General features: G+C 55.7%; 1 protein-coding gene. It reads left to right on the plus strand.

The annotated features are described in order from the left end of the window. Positions 1-1,847: immunoglobulin domain-containing protein (locus BUB30_RS34990; RefSeq protein WP_178377260.1), on the plus strand; the 1,847-nt coding region annotated here is incomplete at both ends.

Consider the following 1,847-nt stretch of genomic DNA (forward strand, 5'->3'; position numbering starts at 1 on the left):
AATGGTGTTAATATTGGAGGAGCAACCTCATCGACTTATACGATCCCCAGCATTGTTACTGCGGATGGAGCAACATACACCGTTGTCATCAGCGGAACCTGTACACCTCCCGTAACCAGCACCGCTTCTGTTTTGACCGTGCGAGAATTGCCAGAGATCCTGGCTGACCCTGCCAGCCAAACGGTATGTGCCGGTAGCCCGGTAACCTTTAGTGTGAACGTGGGTGTGACAACCAACCCGACCTATCAATGGCGTAAAAACGGTACCATCATCGGCGGTGCCACGAACCCGACCTACACCATTGCCAGTGTCGCTACGACAGATGCGGCCAACTATAGTGTAACCGTCAATGGCATTTGCGGCACTCCGGTCACCAGCGGCAACGGCGTCTTGACTGTAGACACTTCTCCAGCCATTACCGCGCAGCCCATAGCCAGTCAGGCCTTATGCGAAGGTGTGCCGGCTTCCTTTAGCGTAACGGCATCCGGAACTGCACTTACGTATCAATGGAGAAAAAATGGTGTCAACATAGGAGGGGCGACGTCTTCCACCTATACCATTCCTAGTATTGTAACGGCAGATGGGGCAACGTACACCGTTATAGTAAGCGGCACGTGTGCACCTCCCGTAACCAGCAACGGTTCTGTTTTAACCGTGCGAGAGTTACCGGAGATCCTTGCTGATCCGGCTAGCCAAACCTTGTGTGCGGGTAGCCCAGTGACGTTTAGTGTGAATGTTGGTGTAACGACCAGCCCAACCTATCAATGGCTTAAGAATGGTTCACCCATCGGCGGTGCCACCAACCCGACCTACAGCATCGCGAGTATTGCCACGACCGATGCAGGCAACTACAGTGTGACCGTCAACGGCATCTGCGGTAGTCCTGTCACCAGTGGCAACGCGGTCTTGACCGTGAACACTGCTCCAGCCATTACCGCGCAACCCATAGCCAGTCAGGCCTTGTGCGAAGGTGTTCCAGCTTCCTTTAGCGTAACGGCATCCGGAACGGCACTCACGTATCAATGGAAAAAGAATGGTGTCAACATCGGAGGGGCGACGTCATCAACTTATACGATCCCCAGCATTGTTACGGCCGATGGAGCAACGTACACGGTTCTGGTAAGCGGCACGTGTGCACCTCCTGTAACCAGCAACGGTTCTGTTTTAACCGTGCGAGAGTTGCCGGAGATCCTGGCTGATCCTGCCAGCCAAACGTTATGCGCCGGCAGCCCGGTGACCTTCAGCGTGAACGTTGGCGTAACGACCAGCCCTACCTATCAGTGGCTTAAAAATGGTTCACCCATTGGTGGTGCCACCAACCCGACCTACAGCATTGCAAGTATTGCCACGACGGATGCAGGTAACTACAGCGTGACCGTCAACGGCATCTGCGGCAGTCCGGTCACCAGTGGCAACGCGGTCTTGACCGTGGACACCGCTCCGGTGATAACGGCACAACCCGTAGCCAGTCAGGCGTTGTGCGAAGGCGTTCCGGCCTCGTTCAGTGTAACGGCAACGGGAACGGCACTTACGTATCAGTGGAAAAAGAACGGTGTCAACATCGGAGGGGCGACGTCATCAACCTATACGATCCCCAGCATCGCTACGGCAGATGGAGCAACGTATACGGTTGTCATCAGCGGTACCTGTACGCCGCCGGTGACCAGCAACGGTTCTGTTTTAACCGTGCGCGAGTTGCCCGAGATCCTTGCCGGCCCCGCCAGCCAGACCTTATGCGCCGGCAGCCCGGTGACCTTCAGTGTGAACGTTGGTGTAACGACCAGCCCAACCTACCAGTGGCTTAAGAACGGTTCACCCATCGGCGGTGCAACCAACCCGACCTATAG

Source organism: Chryseolinea serpens (assembly GCF_900129725.1).
GTDB classification, from domain to species: domain Bacteria; phylum Bacteroidota; class Bacteroidia; order Cytophagales; family Cyclobacteriaceae; genus Chryseolinea; species Chryseolinea serpens.